We start from the raw sequence: 12,823 nt of genomic DNA on the forward strand, positions 1-12,823 counted from the left end.
GCCGAAAACAAGTTCGCCGGACGCGGCACGCGTGTCAGGATCGGCCCATGCCGGTCGATCCCCACCTCCTCCTGGCCTTCGTCCTCACCACCCTCGTCGCGATGGTGACCCCGGGCCCGGACATGCTGTTCATCCTCGGCTGCGGCATGCGCGGCGGCCCGAAAGCTGGGCTGCTCGCCACCGCCGGGGTCGCCACCAGCGAGGCCATCCACGTCGCCGTGGCCGCGGCCGGGCTGGCCGCGCTCTTCGCCGCCGTGCCCGTCGCCTTCACCGTCGTCCGCATCGCCGGTGCGGCCTACCTCGTCTACCTGGGCGTGCAGGCCATCCGGAACCGGAAGCCGCTCGTGGAGAAACCGGCCGGCCGCGCCTACCTCAGCGGGCTGCTGACCAACCTGCTCAACCCGAAGATGGTCACCTTCACCATCGCCTTCCTGCCGCAGTTCATCGATCCCGCGCGGGGGGACGTGTGGCTGCAGTTCGCGCTCCTCGGCACGGTCATGATCGTGTTCGAGTTCCTCGTCGACGGCGCGGTCGGCGTCCTCGCCGGCCGCATCGGCGGGTGGGTGCGCCGGAAGAAGAACCAGCGCCGCATCGAGGTCGCCACCGGAGGCATCTTCATCGGCCTCGGCATCAAGCTGGCGACCGACAACTAGGACCTCAGGTTGTTGCGCGCCAGGAAGTCTTCGGCGATGTCGAGCGGGTTGCGCTTCTCCTCGGTGAACTCGACGTTCAGCCGCGTCAGCTGCTCGGTAGTCAGCGCCGCCGAGACGCGGTTGAGCGCGGCGACCTCGCCGGGCGACAACGTGCCCTTCGCCACCAGCGGCACGATGTTCTGCGCCGGGAACATGTTCTTGTCGTCGACCAGCGGGACGAACCCGTTCGCCGCGATCGTCGAGGACGTGCTGAACAGGTCCGCCACCTGGACGTCGCCCGACTTCAACGCCGCCACCGTCACCGGGCCGCCCGTGTCGGTCGTGCGGATCTCCTTGAACTCGCAGCCGTAGAGCGTTTTGATCTTGTCCTTCCAGCGGCTGCTCCACTGGCCCGGCCCGCCGAACACCAGCTCGCCGCAGCGCTTTCCCAGGTCGGAGAACGTCTTCACGCCCGACGAAGCCAGCTGCGCCCCCACGACCAGGAGGTCCTTGTCCTCGGCCGGCGCCTGGTCCAGGACCTCGAAACCCGCGGGGATCTTCTGGCGAAGCTGCGCGTAGACGTCCTGGGACGTCGTCGCGGACGTGTCCTTGTCGAAGTACCGCAACAGGTTCCCGCTGTAGTCCGGCACCACCGACAGCGACTTGTCCTGCAGTGCCTTGACGACGACCTCGCGGCTGCCGACCGGCGGCCGCACGGTCACGTTCGCCGCGCCCGCGTTCTTCAGCGCGCCGGCGTAGATCTGGGCCAGCAGCAAGCTTTCGCCGACGTCGGACGCGCCGATGATGATGTCGCCGTTCGAACCGCCCTCGCCACCGCCCGCCAGGGGGTTGCCGCAGCCGGCCACCAGGACCAAAGCCGCGGCCAGCAGACCCAGCCGCTTCACGCCGTCACCTTCTTGCCGGTCGCCGCCGCGGTCGCGAGCCGGACACCCCGCGGCACCAGAGCCCGGTTCAGCAGCGCGAAAAGGAGGTCCAGAACGATGGCGAGCACCGTCGTCAGCAACGCGCCCGCGATGACTTCGGAATAGTCCAAAATGGCCAGTCCGTCGAGCAGAAACCGGCCCAGGCCACCGAGTCCGACGTACGCGGCCACCGCGGCGGTCGCCACCAGCTGCAGTACGGCGTTGCGGATGCCACCCAGGACGAGCGGCAGCGAGATCGGCACCTCGACCTTCCAGAGCCGCTGCCAGCCGGTCATCCCGATGCCCTGGGCGGCGTCGACCACGCCGTGGTCGGTCGCCTGCAACCCGGCGTACGTGCCGGCCAGGACCGGCGGCACGGCCAGCACGACGAGCCCGATGATCGTCGAGGTGACGCTTTCGGTGAAGAGCAGGAACAGGAACGTCACGAGCCCCAGCGTCGGCAGCGCGCGGATCGCGTTGCCCGCGCTCACCAAGGCGACGCCGCCACGTCCGGTGTGGCCGACGAACAGTCCCAACGGGACGGCGATGACGAGGGCGATCACCAGTGACAGCGCGACGTAGCCGAGGTGCTCCAGCAGCCGCTGCGGGACGCCGTCCGGGCCCGACCAGTGCGCCGGGTCGCCGAACCAGTGGAAGAGGTCGGTGATCATGCGACGGCCACCCCCGTGCGCCCGGCCCGTTCCCACGGCGTCAGGAGGTTCCGGATGCCCACCAGGATCAGGTCGACGACCAGCGCGAGCAGCAGTGTCAACACGATGCCCACGACGATCGGCGAGAAGTATTCGCGCTGGAAGCCGTCGGTGAAGAGCACCCCGAGGCCGCCGGTGCCGATCAGCGCGCCGACGCTGACCAGGCTGATGTTGCTGACCGACGCCACCCGCACGCCGGCCGCGAGGACCGGCACGGCCAGCGGCAGCTCGACGGCGAAGAACTTGCGCACCGGCTTGTAGCCGACGGCGGTGGCCGCGGCGATCACGGACGGCGCCACGGCGTCGAGCGCGTCGAGCACCGGACGGACCAGCAGCGCCGTGGTGTAGATGGTCAGCGCGACGACGACGTTGACGCTGTCCAGGATCTTCGACCCGATCAAGCCGGGGATGACGACGAACAGCGCCAGCGACGGGATCGTGTAGAGCAGGTTGGCCAGCACCGTCAGCACCCTCCGGGCGGGCCGCCAGCGATGGCCGAGCCAGCCCGCGGTGATCGCCAGGACGATGCCCAGGACCAGCGGGAGCAACGCCAGGTAGACGTGGTCACCCAGGTCGCCGAGGATTTCGACACGCGTGTTCGCGCTGCTCAGGTAGTGCCCGAGCTCGTCGAAGAAGCTCATGACGCCTGGGGCGTCGCCTCGATCACGTCCAGGACCTGTCTCGCGACCACGCCGCCGAGCACGCGGTGGTCGTCGTCGACGACCACACCAAGACTGGCGGGCGAGGACAACGCGGCGTCGAGCGCGCCGCGGATCGGCGTCCCGCGGACCCACAGCGAGCCGCCGGCGACGAGGTCGCCTTCGGACAGTTCGCCGTCCACTGTGGAATTCGGCCGCAGCCAGCCGCGCGGTTGCTTGTCCGCGTTGACACCCAGCCGCCAGCCGTCGCTCGCGGGCACCGTCGAGCCGATCTCGACCAGCTCGATCTCCTTCACCTCGACGCCCTCGGCGGAGAGGAAGGACAGGCCGCGGTAACCGCGGTCCCGGCCGACGAACGACGCGACGAAGTCGTCCACCGGGTGGCGCAGCACGTCGGCGGGGGTGCCGTACTGGGCGAGCTTGCCGCCGACGCGCATCACCGCGACCTTGTCGCCGAGCCGGACCGCCTCGTCGATGTCGTGCGTGACGAACACGATCGTCTTGCCCAGCTGCGACTGCAGGCGCAGCAGCTCGTTCTGCAGGTCCTCGCGCACGATGGGGTCGACGGCGGAGAACGGCTCGTCCATCAGCAGCACCGGCGAGTCCGCGGCGAGCGCGCGGGCGACGCCGACGCGCTGCTGCTGGCCGCCCGAGAGCTGGGCCGGGTACCGCTTGCCGACCTCGACCGGCAGGCCGATGGTCTCGAGCAGCTCGGCGGCCCGCTTGCGCGCCTTCGCCTTGTCCCAGCCCGACAGGAGGGGCACGGTGGCGATGTTGTCCAGGACCGTCCTGTGTGGAAAGAGACCGGCGTGCTGGATGACGTAGCCGATGCCGCGGCGCAGCAGGGCCGGGTCCCCCTCGGCGACGTCCTTGCCGTCCAGCAGCACCTGGCCGCCGGTGGGCTCGATCATCCGGTTGATCATCCGCAGCGACGTCGTCTTGCCGCAACCGGACGGGCCGACGAACACGGTGATCGTGCCGTCCTCGACCGTCAGGTTCAGCTTGTCGACGGCGACCGTCCCATCGGGATACTGCTTGGTCACGTCGCGGAATTCGATCGTCACTTGCCCACTCCCCATGTCCGGTCCCGTCGACCGTAGCCGAGTCGGCGGTGCTTGGCACGGTGTTCCGACAGGTGGTGGCTAGGCTCAGAGCCCGTGAACGCACTCGACGACGTCCTCGCCAAGCACGGCGTCGGCGTCCGCCCGCTGTACCGCGTCATCGACCTGCTGCGGACCGGTGACCACGACCTCGGCGAGCTGGTGCGGCTGAGCGCGGCGCCCCGGCGCAGCGTCGAGGACGTCCTCGCGGCGCTGGGCGACGACCTCGACCGCAGCGGCGACCGGCTGCGGATCTCCCCCGGCGTGGCCGCGTCGTACCTGCGGTACAGCGCGCCGCGCTACGCCGACCCGCTCGACGAAGCCGTCGCGACGCACGAGCTGCTGCCGAAGGTCGCCGAGTGGGTCGCGGAGGTGCCGCCGCCGCTGGCCGCGCTCGACCACGTGCAGGCCACGCCGGAGACGGTGCTGCGCCGCGCGCTGTGGCTGGACGCGCGCTACGACCTCGCGTCGGCGCGGCTGCTGTTCCTCGGCGACCACGACCTGACGTCGCTGGCGGTGCACGCGGTGTGCCCGGCGGCGTCGCTGACGGTCGTCGACCTCGACGAGCGCGTGCTCGCCTACCTCGACGACCGCGGCGGGCGCGAGATCGCCACCGCTCACACGGACCTGCGCATCGGCCTGCCGCCGGCCCTCAGCGGTGGCTTCGACCTGGTGTTCAGCGATCCGCCGTACACACCCGAGGGCATGGGCCTGTTCGCGACGCGCGGGGTGCAGGCGCTGCGGGAGCCGGCCGAGGGACGGCTGCTGTTCGCGTACGGCTACAGCCCGCGGCACCCGGCGCTGGGCGCGCAGGTGCAGCGGTCGCTGGCCACGCTCGGGCTGACGTTCGAGGCGATCCTGCCGGACTTCAACCGCTACTTCGGGGCGCAGGCGATCGGCAGCGCGGCGGACCTGTACGTCTGCCAGCCGACGGCGAAGGCCAAGAAGATGCGCGGCGGCAAGGGGAAGTCCGCGATCTACACGCACGGGCCGCAGTCGGTCGAGGCGACCGGGACCAAGCCGGCGCTGCTGGAGCAGCTCAAGGAGATCGCCGTCTCCGGCGGGCTTTCGCCGGAGACGCGGCCGGTGGACTGGTCGATCTCGGGCCCCGAGGGCGACGCCGTCGCGATGGACCTCACGGCCGACCCGGGACCGTGGCTGCTGCGCACCCTGCTGGGCACGAACGCCCGGCGCCTGGCGCTGCTGGTGCCGAACGCGCACCCGGACCTGGCGGACGAGCGGTCCCAGACGGCTCTCTCGGAGCTGATCCGGGGCAAGTACACCCTGCGGTACCTGCGCAGCACGCCGGACAACCGGCACGCGGTGGTGGTCGCGGACGCGGTGGAGCAGCAGGACGAGGTGCTCACGCGGGCCCACGCCCGCCTGGCGAACGTCTCCCTGGACGTCCCCGAGGACCTGACGGACCTGCGCCTGGTCGACGTCCCCCGCCACCGCCTCCCCGACCTGCTGGGCTGAAGCGCCCCAATGTGGCCTTCGGTGCGTCAGACGCACCCAAGGCGGCCTTCGGTGCGTTCAACGCACCCAAGGCCGCCTTGGGGCGTTCGGGTCAGGCCGTGACGCCGTCGGCTTCCGCGGCCTTCGCGACCGCGGCCGCGACCTCGGGGGCGACGCGCGGGTCGAGCGGGCTCGGGACGATGCGGTCCGGGCCCAGGTCGTCCATCGCCACCGACACGATCGCCTCGGCGGCCGCCAGCTTCATGTTCTCCGTGATCGCCCGCGCGCCGGAGTCCAGCGCGCCGCGGAAGACGCCCGGGAACGCCAGCACGTTGTTGATCTGGTTCGGGAAGTCGCTGCGCCCGGTGGCCACGATCGACGCGTACCGCGCCGCCACCTCCGGGTGCACCTCCGGGTCCGGGTTGGACAGTGCGAACACGATGCCGCCGCCCGCCATCCGGCCGAGCAGCGTCTCGTCGATCGTCGCGCCGGACAGGCCGAGGAACACGTCGGCGCCTTCGAGGGCCTCCGCCAGCCAGCCCTGGAGACCGGCCTTGTTCGTCGTCGCGGCCAGGTGCGTCTTGATCGGGTTCAGGCCGTCGCGGCCGGGGTGGATGATGCCGCGCGAGTCGAGGACGGTGACGTCGCCGATGCCGGCCTCCTGCAGGATCCGCGCGCACGCGACCCCCGCCGCGCCGGCGCCGGAGACGACCACGCGCTGGTCGGCGATCGCCCGGTCGAGGACCAGGTTGGCGCCGCGCAGGGCGGCCAGCGTGACGATCGCCGTGCCGTGCTGGTCGTCGTGCATGACCGGGCAGTCGAGCGCCTGCTTGAGCTTGTCCTCCAGCTCGAAGCACCGCGGGGCGGAGACGTCCTCCAGGTTGACGGCCCCGTAGGACGGCCGCAGCCGCACCAGCGTCTCGACGATCTCGTCGACGTCGGTGGTGTCGAGCACCAGCGGGATCGAGTCGAGCCCGCCGAAGGTCTTGAACAGGACCGACTTGCCCTCCATGACCGGCAGCGACGCGCTCGCGCCGATGTCGCCGAGGCCCAGCACCGCCGTCCCGTCACTCACCACGACGACGAGCCGGTCCGCCCACGTGTACCGCTTGGCCTTGGCGGCGTCCTCGGCGATCGCGCGGCTCACCTTCGCCACACCCGGGGTGTACGCGATCGAAAGGTCACGCGGGCTGGAAATCGGGCGGGTGGCCGCCACCGAGAGCTTGCCGCCCTCGTGCCCGGTGAAGATCTCTTCGTCGGTGACCGGCGCCGGTGCGCCGGTGGGGTCGGTCATGGGGATTCCTGTCGTCGTTTCCGTCATTCCTCCAGTGGGAATGACGGAACTCGCGGATCGGACTTGGGTCACTGGAATTTCTCCTGGGCATGCAGGCTGGGATCACGGTCTGCAAGGGGAAACCGTGAAGGATCCCGGCACGGCAGCCCAGCGCGGTAGCGCCGGCCTGTCGGCGAGGCGTCACGTCGGCCATCGGTGCCGTGGGTCTGGCGATGGCCGCGGACGCGGCGGTCCAATCATTGTGACAGGTCTTGTCCGGGAGGTGACCCCTTGGTGCGGTTGACGTCACACAACCCCTGATTCCCGGCAATTGCCAAGACGTCCGTTCGGTTTTTTAACCGCCCGATATGGTGACGCCATGGAATTCCGCCGGCTGAGCGTCCCGGACGCCTTCGAGTTCTCCCCCCGGGCGTTCCCCGACGAGCGGGGCCTGTTCGTCGCCCCCTTCCAGGAGGAGGCCCTGCGCGAAGCGGTCGGGCACCCCCTGCGCCTCGCCCAGGCGAACCACAGCGTGTCCCGGCGCGGCGCGATCCGCGGCATCCACTTCGCCGACACGCCTCCCGGCCAGGCGAAGTACATCTACTGCGCCCGCGGCTCGCTGCTCGACGTCGTCGTGGACATCCGCGTCGGCTCGCCGAGCTTCGGCACCTGGGACGCCGTCCGGCTCGACGCGGACCGGTTCAACGCCGCCTACCTCGCCGAGGGCCTCGGGCACGGCTTCATCGCCCTCGAGGACGACACCGTGATGGCCTACCTGTGCTCCGAGCCGTACAACCCGACGGGCGAGCACGGCATCACCCCGCTCGACCCGGCGCTGGGCCTGCCCTGGCCGGCGGACATCGAGCCGATCCTGTCCGACAAGGACCGCACCGCCCCCACGCTGGCCGAAGCCCGGGAGCAGGGGCTGCTGCCGTCCTACCAGGACTGCGTCGCCTACTACGACAAGCTGCGCTCGGCGCACTGAGCACCGCACCACCGGGTCCGCGTGACCCCTTGCCCATTTAGTAAGTGCGCATATAGTCTGCCCGCATGACACTTTACGAGTACGAGCACAGCGAGACGTCCACCGCTCCCGCCGACGCGATCTGGCCGCTCTGGGCCGACACCGCCCGCTGGCCCGAGTGGGACGCGGGCGTCCGCTCGGTGGTCCTCGAAGGCCCCTTCGCCGTCGGGACCGCCGGGACCATGACGATGGACGGGATGCCACCGATCCCGTTCACCCTGACCGAGGTCACCGAGGGCCGGAGCTTCACCGACGAGACCCGGCTGCCGGACGCCCACCTGCGCTTCGAGCACGTCCTGACCGACGTCGAGGGCGGCACGCGCATCACCTACCGCGTCACCATCGACGGACCCGAGGGCTTCGGTCCGCAGGTCACGTCGGACACCCCGGACGCCATGCGCGCGCTGGCCAGGCTGGCTGAGGCTGCGACATCCGGGGCTTCGCCCCGGGCCGGGGGCTCCGCCACCCGGAACCCCCGAAGGGCAGGATCGCGAGTATGACCGCCCCGGAGTCCCGCCTGCCCGGCCCCGAGCGCAGCCCCGGCTTCCTGCTGTGGCGCGTGACGCTGGCCTGGCAGCGGGCGATGCGGGCCGCGCTGGCGCCGCACGACCTCACGCACGTCCAGTTCGTGCTGCTGACCACCACGTGGTGGCTCACCCGCTCGAGCGAACCCCCGACCCAGCGGCAGCTGGCCGAGCGGGCCGGCACGGACACGATGATGACCAGCCAGGTCGTCCGCAAGCTCGCCGAACGCGGCCTGCTCGCCCGCGCCGACGACCCGGCCGACGCCCGCGCGAAGCGCCTGGAAGTCACCGAGGCCGGCCTGGACCTGGTCGCGAAGGCCCTGAAGGACGTCGAAGCCGCCGACGCGTCGTTCTTCGAAGCCGCCGACGACGGCTTCGTCGATTCGCTGGCGAAGCTCAGCCCCTGAGGTCTTCGGCGAGGACGCGCTCGATGTTGCGTTCGGCCAGCGCGGTGATCGTCACGAACGGGTTGACGCCGGTGCTGCCCGGGATGAGCGAGCCGTCGGTGACGTAGAGGTTCCGGTAGCCCTTCACGCGGCCGTAGTCGTCGGTGGCCTCGCCGAGCACCAGCCCGCCCAGCGGGTGGTAGGTGAAGCGGTTCTCGAAGGTGCGGGTGTCGCCGAACAGGTCGTAGCGGTAGATCGTCCGGTTCGCCCGGTTGATCCGGTCGAACAGGGCCTTCGCGGCGTCGATCGACGGCTGTCCTTGCGACGCCGTCCAGTGCAGCTTCGCCGAGTCGCTCGCCGCGTCGTAGGTGAAGTGCCCGCGTTCGGGGTTCTTCGTGATCGCCAGGTAGAGGCTGACCCACGTCTCGACGCCGGCGGGCACCGGCGCGATCTCGGCGAACACCGGGTGCACCGGGTCGGCCCGGTTGTCGATGCCGAGCGCGGGCATGCCGGACTGCAGGCCGCCGGTGGTGTCCCAGACGTGGTTGGCGCGCCCGCACATGACGTTGCCGTTGGTGCCCCAGCCCTGCCCGACGGCCTCGCCCAGTTCGGGGAGCCGCCCGGTGTCGCGGGCGCGCACCAGCAGCTCGGTCGAACCGAGGCTGCCCGCGCCGAGGAACAGGTACTTCGTGCTCACGTGCCGGGTGCCCAGGACGGTGCCGCGCTCGTCGATCTCGCGGACGACCAGCGTGTACGTCCCATCGGGCTGCCGGAGGATCTCGCGGACCTCGCGCAGCGTCTCGATGGTCACGTTGCCCGTGCCGAGCGCGGCGGCCAGGTAGGACTTGTCGAGCGAGCGCTTCCCGTGGTTGTTGCCGTAGATGACCTCGGACGCGTCCGCCGAGCGCGGGACCTCGCCCGCTTCCTCGCGCCGCAGGTAGTCCAGGTCGTACACGCTGGGGACGAACACCGTGCCGAACCCGGCCTTGCGCGCGGCCTGCCGCGAGACGCGGGCGTACTGGTACGACCGGCACGTCTCGAACCAGTCCGGGTCGACGACGTTGACACCCAGGGCCGCGTTCGCCCGCGGGAAGTACTTGCCGTACATCTCGCCGGCGTCGACCCGCGGCAGGATCTCCTCGAAGTACGACCGTTCCGGCGTCACCGCCATGGCGCCGTTGACCAGGGATCCGCCGCCGACACCGCGGCCGAGGTACACCGCCATGTCGCCGAAGCTCACCCGGTCGAGCACGCCGGCGTGGCGCCCGATGTCGCGGTTGGCCAGGTCGAGCCAGAGGAACGACGCGAGCGGCGCCTCGGTGCGGTCCTTGAACCACATCGCCCGCTCGTCCGGCTTCAGCATCGAGCAGAAGACCTCGCCGTCCGCGCCCGGCTCGGTCCACAGCTTGCCCATCTCGAGCATCAGCGTGGGGATCCCGGCCTCGCCGAGCCGCAACGCCGTGACGGCGGCGCCGTAGCCGGTGCCGATGACCACCGCCGGCGAATGGTCCGGGAGCGGCGAGGCGGCCGCGGGCCGCGTCGAGACCGTGGTCAGCCCGAGGGCGGCGGCGGAGTTCAGGGCGGCGAGGCCGAGGAACCGGCGGCGGGAAAACGCAGACATGGTCCCGAGCATGCCCCAGTTCAGTAAACGGCGTTAACTAGTCAGAACGTGTTTCACCCGGTCGAGGGAAATCTCCGGTCCTCCCCTGGGGGCGATCCCGGATGTCCGGGCCACGCGGGACGAGCAGGCTCACGGCCATGAAACTTCTCACACTGGGGGCGGCCGCGGTCGCCGTCGCCGCACTGGGGGTCATGCCCGGGACGGCGTCCGCCGACGAGCTCCCGACGTTCGACTTCACGGACTGCCCGGCACCGCCCGCGAACGCCGACCCGGGCACCTGGCGCTGCGAGGCCTTTGTCTCGCAAGGAAAACTGACCATCCACGACCGGGAGATCCCGCTCGGGGAGCTGCGCATGACGTTCAGCGAGGGCCGGGTGAACGGCCAGTACGCGCAGGTGTTCGGCGCCATGCGGCACGCGCCGGCCCCGCTGCCGGGCGTTCCCGGCGCGACGATCCAGGTGCGCTACGGCGGTCATTCGGACTTCCAGAGCAACGACGAACGCCGCGGCGAGGTCGACCTCTACGCCGTCGTCCAGCACCCGTTGCTGCGCAAGGACTGCAGCATCGGCACCCTCGCCGCGCCGTTGCACACCGTCGTCCACGACGACCCGGCGGTGCCGCCGCGGATCATCTCGAACGACCCGAGGATCGCGTACTTCGGCGTCGTCGACCCGGACCTCGCCCTGCCCGCGACCACCGGCTGCGGCGCCCTCGGCAAGCTCGTCGACCTCCGGCTGGGCCTGCCGTCGGCGGCCGGCGAGAACGCGTTCCACCAGACGACGTACGTGCAGTACAAGCCGCTTTAACGCTTCTTCGGCGTCACCCAGATCGTGATCGTCCCGGTGACCACCGGCTTGCCACGCTTGTCCGAAATGGTCACCGGGACGTCGAGCTCGACACCTTCGTCGCCGAATTCCGGCAGCTCCGGCAACGACGCGACCGCGCGCAGGCCCGTCTCGGCCTTCGCGACGTACTGGACGTTCATGCCCTTCGGCAGCCACCGGTGCGTCGCGGGGACCGTCGCCTCCGCGAGCATGCCCATCGCGATCTCGGCGAGGTTGCAGGCGGCGATCGCGTGGAACGTGTGGATGTGGTTGTAGACACCCCACCACTTCGGCGCGGTGACTTCGCAGTGGCCCGGGCGCAGCTCGCGCACCGACGGCAGCACCGTGCGGAAGTACGGCACGCGCAGGCACATCGCGGCGCTGAACAGCTGTTTCCCGCCCGGTTTGGCGGCCAGCTTGTGCCACAGCGCGAACGTCGGCGTGTCGGACATGAAGTCTCCTCAAGCTAAGCTACTGCTCAGTAGCCAACCAGACGCCCGGCCGCCGCGCAAACCGCCGGATATATTCGCCCCTGTGGCGAACCGTCTCTTCCTCCTCCGGCACGGCCAGACCGAATGGTCGGTGAACGGGCGGCACACCGGCCGCACCGACATCCCGCTGACGCCGGCCGGCGAAGGCCAGGCGCTGGCCGCGGGCGGCACGCTGCGAAGCCTGGTCGGCGGGCCGTCGCTCGTGCTCTCGAGCCCGCGCACCCGCGCGCTGCGGACCGCCGCGCTGGCCGGCCTGCGCGTCGACGAGGTCACCGAGGACCTCTCCGAGTGGGACTACGGCGAGTACGAAGGCGTCACCACGCCGAAGATCCGCGAGACCGTGCCGGGCTGGACGGTCTGGACGCACCCGGTCCCCGGCGGCGAAAGCGCTTCGGAAGTCTCCGACCGTGCGGACCGCGTGCTGGCGCGCGCCCGCGGCGACATCGAGGCCGGCGACGTGATCCTGGTCGGGCACGGGCACTTCAGCCGCGTGCTGGTGGCCCGCTGGCTCGGCCTGCCCGCGACGTCCGGCGTCCACTTCGGACTGGACGCGGCCGGCATCGCGGTGCTCGGCGACGAGCGCGGCGAACCCCAGATCGAACACCTCAACCTGCCGCCCGCCCTGGAGGACTGACGTGCCCGACGACCGCATCCGCCGGATCCGGCCCGGCGACGTCGAGGCCGCCGTCAAGCTGGCCTACGACCTGGCCGAGTACGAGCGCGCGCCCGGCGAGTGCCACCTGACGGTGCCGCAGCTTCGCGAAGCGCTGTTCGGCGAGACACCCAAGCTGTTCGGGCACGTGGCCGAAGTGGACGGCGAGGTCGTCGGCTTCGCGGTCTGGTTCCTGAACTTCTCGACGTGGCGCGGCGTGCACGGGATCTACCTGGAGGACCTGTTCGTCCTGCCCGCCCACCGCGGTTCCGGCCTCGGCAAGGCCCTGCTGGCGGCGCTGGCGGCCGAGTGCGTCGCGAACGGCTACGGCCGGCTCGAGTGGTCGGTCCTGGACTGGAACCCGGCGACGGAGTTCTACAAGGCGCTCGGCGCGGTCCCGATGGACGAGTGGACGGTCAACCGCCTGACGGACGAGCCCCTGCGGGCCCTGGCCGCCCAGGCGTAACTCGCGTGATCAGAGCCGTGACTCGCGTGATTGAAGCCGGAACCCCCGCGGTACGGGGTACGGGACACCGAGCAAGATAGGAA

At 70.9% G+C, this 12,823-nt stretch carries 15 protein-coding genes; 8 read left to right on the forward strand and 7 right to left on the reverse strand.

From position 1 onward, the window contains the following. Window positions 1–47 precede the first annotated feature (47 nt). On the forward strand, window positions 48–653 hold the full coding sequence (locus tag AB0M83_RS34190) for a LysE family translocator (RefSeq protein WP_364523401.1): 606 nt from the start codon (window positions 48–50) through the stop codon (window positions 651–653). Here the strand turns inward: AB0M83_RS34190 and AB0M83_RS34195 are convergent. Genes AB0M83_RS34195 through AB0M83_RS34210 form a run of 4 tightly spaced genes read right to left on the reverse strand, consistent with a single transcriptional unit; the run spans window position 650 to window position 3,988 of the window. Continuing rightward, complete coding sequence (locus AB0M83_RS34195; RefSeq protein WP_364523403.1) at window positions 650–1,537, reverse strand: ABC transporter substrate-binding protein; 888 nt, start codon at window positions 1,535–1,537, stop codon at window positions 650–652. The genes AB0M83_RS34190 and AB0M83_RS34195 overlap by 4 nt on opposite strands. Continuing rightward, a complete protein-coding gene (locus tag AB0M83_RS34200) occupies window positions 1,534–2,226 on the reverse strand; it encodes an ABC transporter permease subunit (RefSeq protein ID WP_364523405.1) in 693 nt (230 codons plus the stop codon). The genes AB0M83_RS34195 and AB0M83_RS34200 overlap by 4 nt, the downstream gene beginning before the upstream one ends. Then, window positions 2,223–2,906, reverse strand: a complete 684-nt coding sequence (locus AB0M83_RS34205) for an ABC transporter permease subunit (RefSeq protein ID WP_364523407.1) — start codon at window positions 2,904–2,906, stop codon at window positions 2,223–2,225. The genes AB0M83_RS34200 and AB0M83_RS34205 overlap by 4 nt, the downstream gene beginning before the upstream one ends. Beyond that, window positions 2,903–3,988, reverse strand: coding sequence for an ATP-binding cassette domain-containing protein (locus tag AB0M83_RS34210; RefSeq protein ID WP_364523410.1), 1,086 nt, complete (start codon window positions 3,986–3,988; stop codon window positions 2,903–2,905). Before AB0M83_RS34210 ends, AB0M83_RS34205 begins: the two co-directional genes overlap by 4 nt. Before the next feature lie 93 nt (window positions 3,989–4,081). Between AB0M83_RS34210 and AB0M83_RS34215 the strand changes: the two genes are divergently transcribed. Beyond that, the gene (locus tag AB0M83_RS34215) at window positions 4,082–5,500 is read left to right on the forward strand and encodes a bis-aminopropyl spermidine synthase family protein (RefSeq protein ID WP_364523412.1); all 1,419 of its coding nucleotides are present in this window, start codon (window positions 4,082–4,084) and stop codon (window positions 5,498–5,500) included. A gap of 91 nt (window positions 5,501–5,591) precedes the next feature. Here the strand turns inward: AB0M83_RS34215 and AB0M83_RS34220 are convergent, their stop codons facing one another. Further along, the gene (locus tag AB0M83_RS34220) at window positions 5,592–6,773 is read right to left on the reverse strand and encodes an NADP-dependent malic enzyme (protein ID WP_364523414.1); all 1,182 of its coding nucleotides are present in this window, start codon (window positions 6,771–6,773) and stop codon (window positions 5,592–5,594) included. A gap of 358 nt (window positions 6,774–7,131) precedes the next feature. On the opposite strand from AB0M83_RS34220, the gene rfbC reads away from it, so the two are divergent. From rfbC to AB0M83_RS34235, 3 genes are all read left to right on the forward strand, one after another. After that, on the forward strand, window positions 7,132–7,737 hold the full coding sequence (gene rfbC / locus AB0M83_RS34225; RefSeq protein WP_364523416.1) for a dTDP-4-dehydrorhamnose 3,5-epimerase: 606 nt from the start codon (window positions 7,132–7,134) through the stop codon (window positions 7,735–7,737). Window positions 7,738–7,802: 65 nt separating this feature from the next. After that, window positions 7,803–8,276, forward strand: coding sequence for an SRPBCC family protein (locus AB0M83_RS34230; RefSeq protein WP_364523418.1), 474 nt, complete (start codon window positions 7,803–7,805; stop codon window positions 8,274–8,276). After that, window positions 8,273–8,707: a MarR family winged helix-turn-helix transcriptional regulator gene (locus tag AB0M83_RS34235; protein WP_364523420.1), complete on the forward strand. Its 435-nt coding sequence runs from the start codon at window positions 8,273–8,275 to the stop codon at window positions 8,705–8,707. Before AB0M83_RS34230 ends, AB0M83_RS34235 begins: the two co-directional genes overlap by 4 nt. Here AB0M83_RS34235 and AB0M83_RS34240 read toward each other — a convergent pair. Next, window positions 8,697–10,307, reverse strand: a complete 1,611-nt coding sequence (locus AB0M83_RS34240; RefSeq protein ID WP_364523422.1) for a GMC oxidoreductase — start codon at window positions 10,305–10,307, stop codon at window positions 8,697–8,699. The two genes, AB0M83_RS34235 and AB0M83_RS34240, sit on opposite strands and share 11 nt — an antisense overlap. Window positions 10,308–10,444: 137 nt before the next feature. Between AB0M83_RS34240 and AB0M83_RS34245 the strand changes: the two genes are divergently transcribed. Next, the gene (locus tag AB0M83_RS34245; RefSeq protein ID WP_364523424.1) at window positions 10,445–11,113 is read left to right on the forward strand and encodes a hypothetical protein; all 669 of its coding nucleotides are present in this window, start codon (window positions 10,445–10,447) and stop codon (window positions 11,111–11,113) included. Here AB0M83_RS34245 and AB0M83_RS34250 read toward each other — a convergent pair. Continuing rightward, the gene (locus AB0M83_RS34250; protein ID WP_364523426.1) at window positions 11,110–11,583 is read right to left on the reverse strand and encodes a hotdog fold domain-containing protein; all 474 of its coding nucleotides are present in this window, start codon (window positions 11,581–11,583) and stop codon (window positions 11,110–11,112) included. The genes AB0M83_RS34245 and AB0M83_RS34250 overlap by 4 nt on opposite strands. Window positions 11,584–11,665: 82 nt before the next feature. On the opposite strand from AB0M83_RS34250, the gene AB0M83_RS34255 reads away from it, so the two are divergent. Together AB0M83_RS34255 and AB0M83_RS34260 are read left to right on the forward strand one after the other, a co-directional pair. Then, window positions 11,666–12,256, forward strand: coding sequence for an acid phosphatase (locus tag AB0M83_RS34255; RefSeq protein ID WP_364523428.1), 591 nt, complete (start codon window positions 11,666–11,668; stop codon window positions 12,254–12,256). 1 nt (window position 12,257) lies between these two features. Next, window positions 12,258–12,740, forward strand: coding sequence for a GNAT family N-acetyltransferase (locus tag AB0M83_RS34260; protein WP_364523430.1), 483 nt, complete (start codon window positions 12,258–12,260; stop codon window positions 12,738–12,740). The last annotated feature ends 83 nt before the right edge of the window (window positions 12,741–12,823 follow it).

This window comes from Amycolatopsis sp. NPDC051106, assembly GCF_040682775.1.
Classification (GTDB): Bacteria; Actinomycetota; Actinomycetes; order Mycobacteriales; family Pseudonocardiaceae; genus Amycolatopsis.

Excerpts from the sequence above, each read along its gene's own strand:
- AB0M83_RS34190 (WP_364523401.1), top strand. The coding sequence starts at position 48 with ATGCCGGTCGATCCCCACCTCCTCCTGGCCTTCGTCCTCACCACCCTC.
- AB0M83_RS34200 (WP_364523405.1), bottom strand. The coding sequence starts at position 2,226 with ATGATCACCGACCTCTTCCACTGGTTCGGCGACCCGGCGCACTGGTCG.
- AB0M83_RS34205 (WP_364523407.1), bottom strand. The coding sequence starts at position 2,906 with ATGAGCTTCTTCGACGAGCTCGGGCACTACCTGAGCAGCGCGAACACG.
- AB0M83_RS34220 (WP_364523414.1), bottom strand. The coding sequence starts at position 6,773 with ATGACCGACCCCACCGGCGCACCGGCGCCGGTCACCGACGAAGAGATC.
- rfbC (WP_364523416.1), top strand. The coding sequence starts at position 7,132 with ATGGAATTCCGCCGGCTGAGCGTCCCGGACGCCTTCGAGTTCTCCCCC.
- AB0M83_RS34230 (WP_364523418.1), top strand. The coding sequence starts at position 7,803 with ATGACACTTTACGAGTACGAGCACAGCGAGACGTCCACCGCTCCCGCC.
- AB0M83_RS34235 (WP_364523420.1), top strand. The coding sequence starts at position 8,273 with ATGACCGCCCCGGAGTCCCGCCTGCCCGGCCCCGAGCGCAGCCCCGGC.
- AB0M83_RS34240 (WP_364523422.1), bottom strand. The coding sequence starts at position 10,307 with ATGTCTGCGTTTTCCCGCCGCCGGTTCCTCGGCCTCGCCGCCCTGAAC.
- AB0M83_RS34245 (WP_364523424.1), top strand. The coding sequence starts at position 10,445 with ATGAAACTTCTCACACTGGGGGCGGCCGCGGTCGCCGTCGCCGCACTG.
- AB0M83_RS34250 (WP_364523426.1), bottom strand. The coding sequence starts at position 11,583 with ATGTCCGACACGCCGACGTTCGCGCTGTGGCACAAGCTGGCCGCCAAA.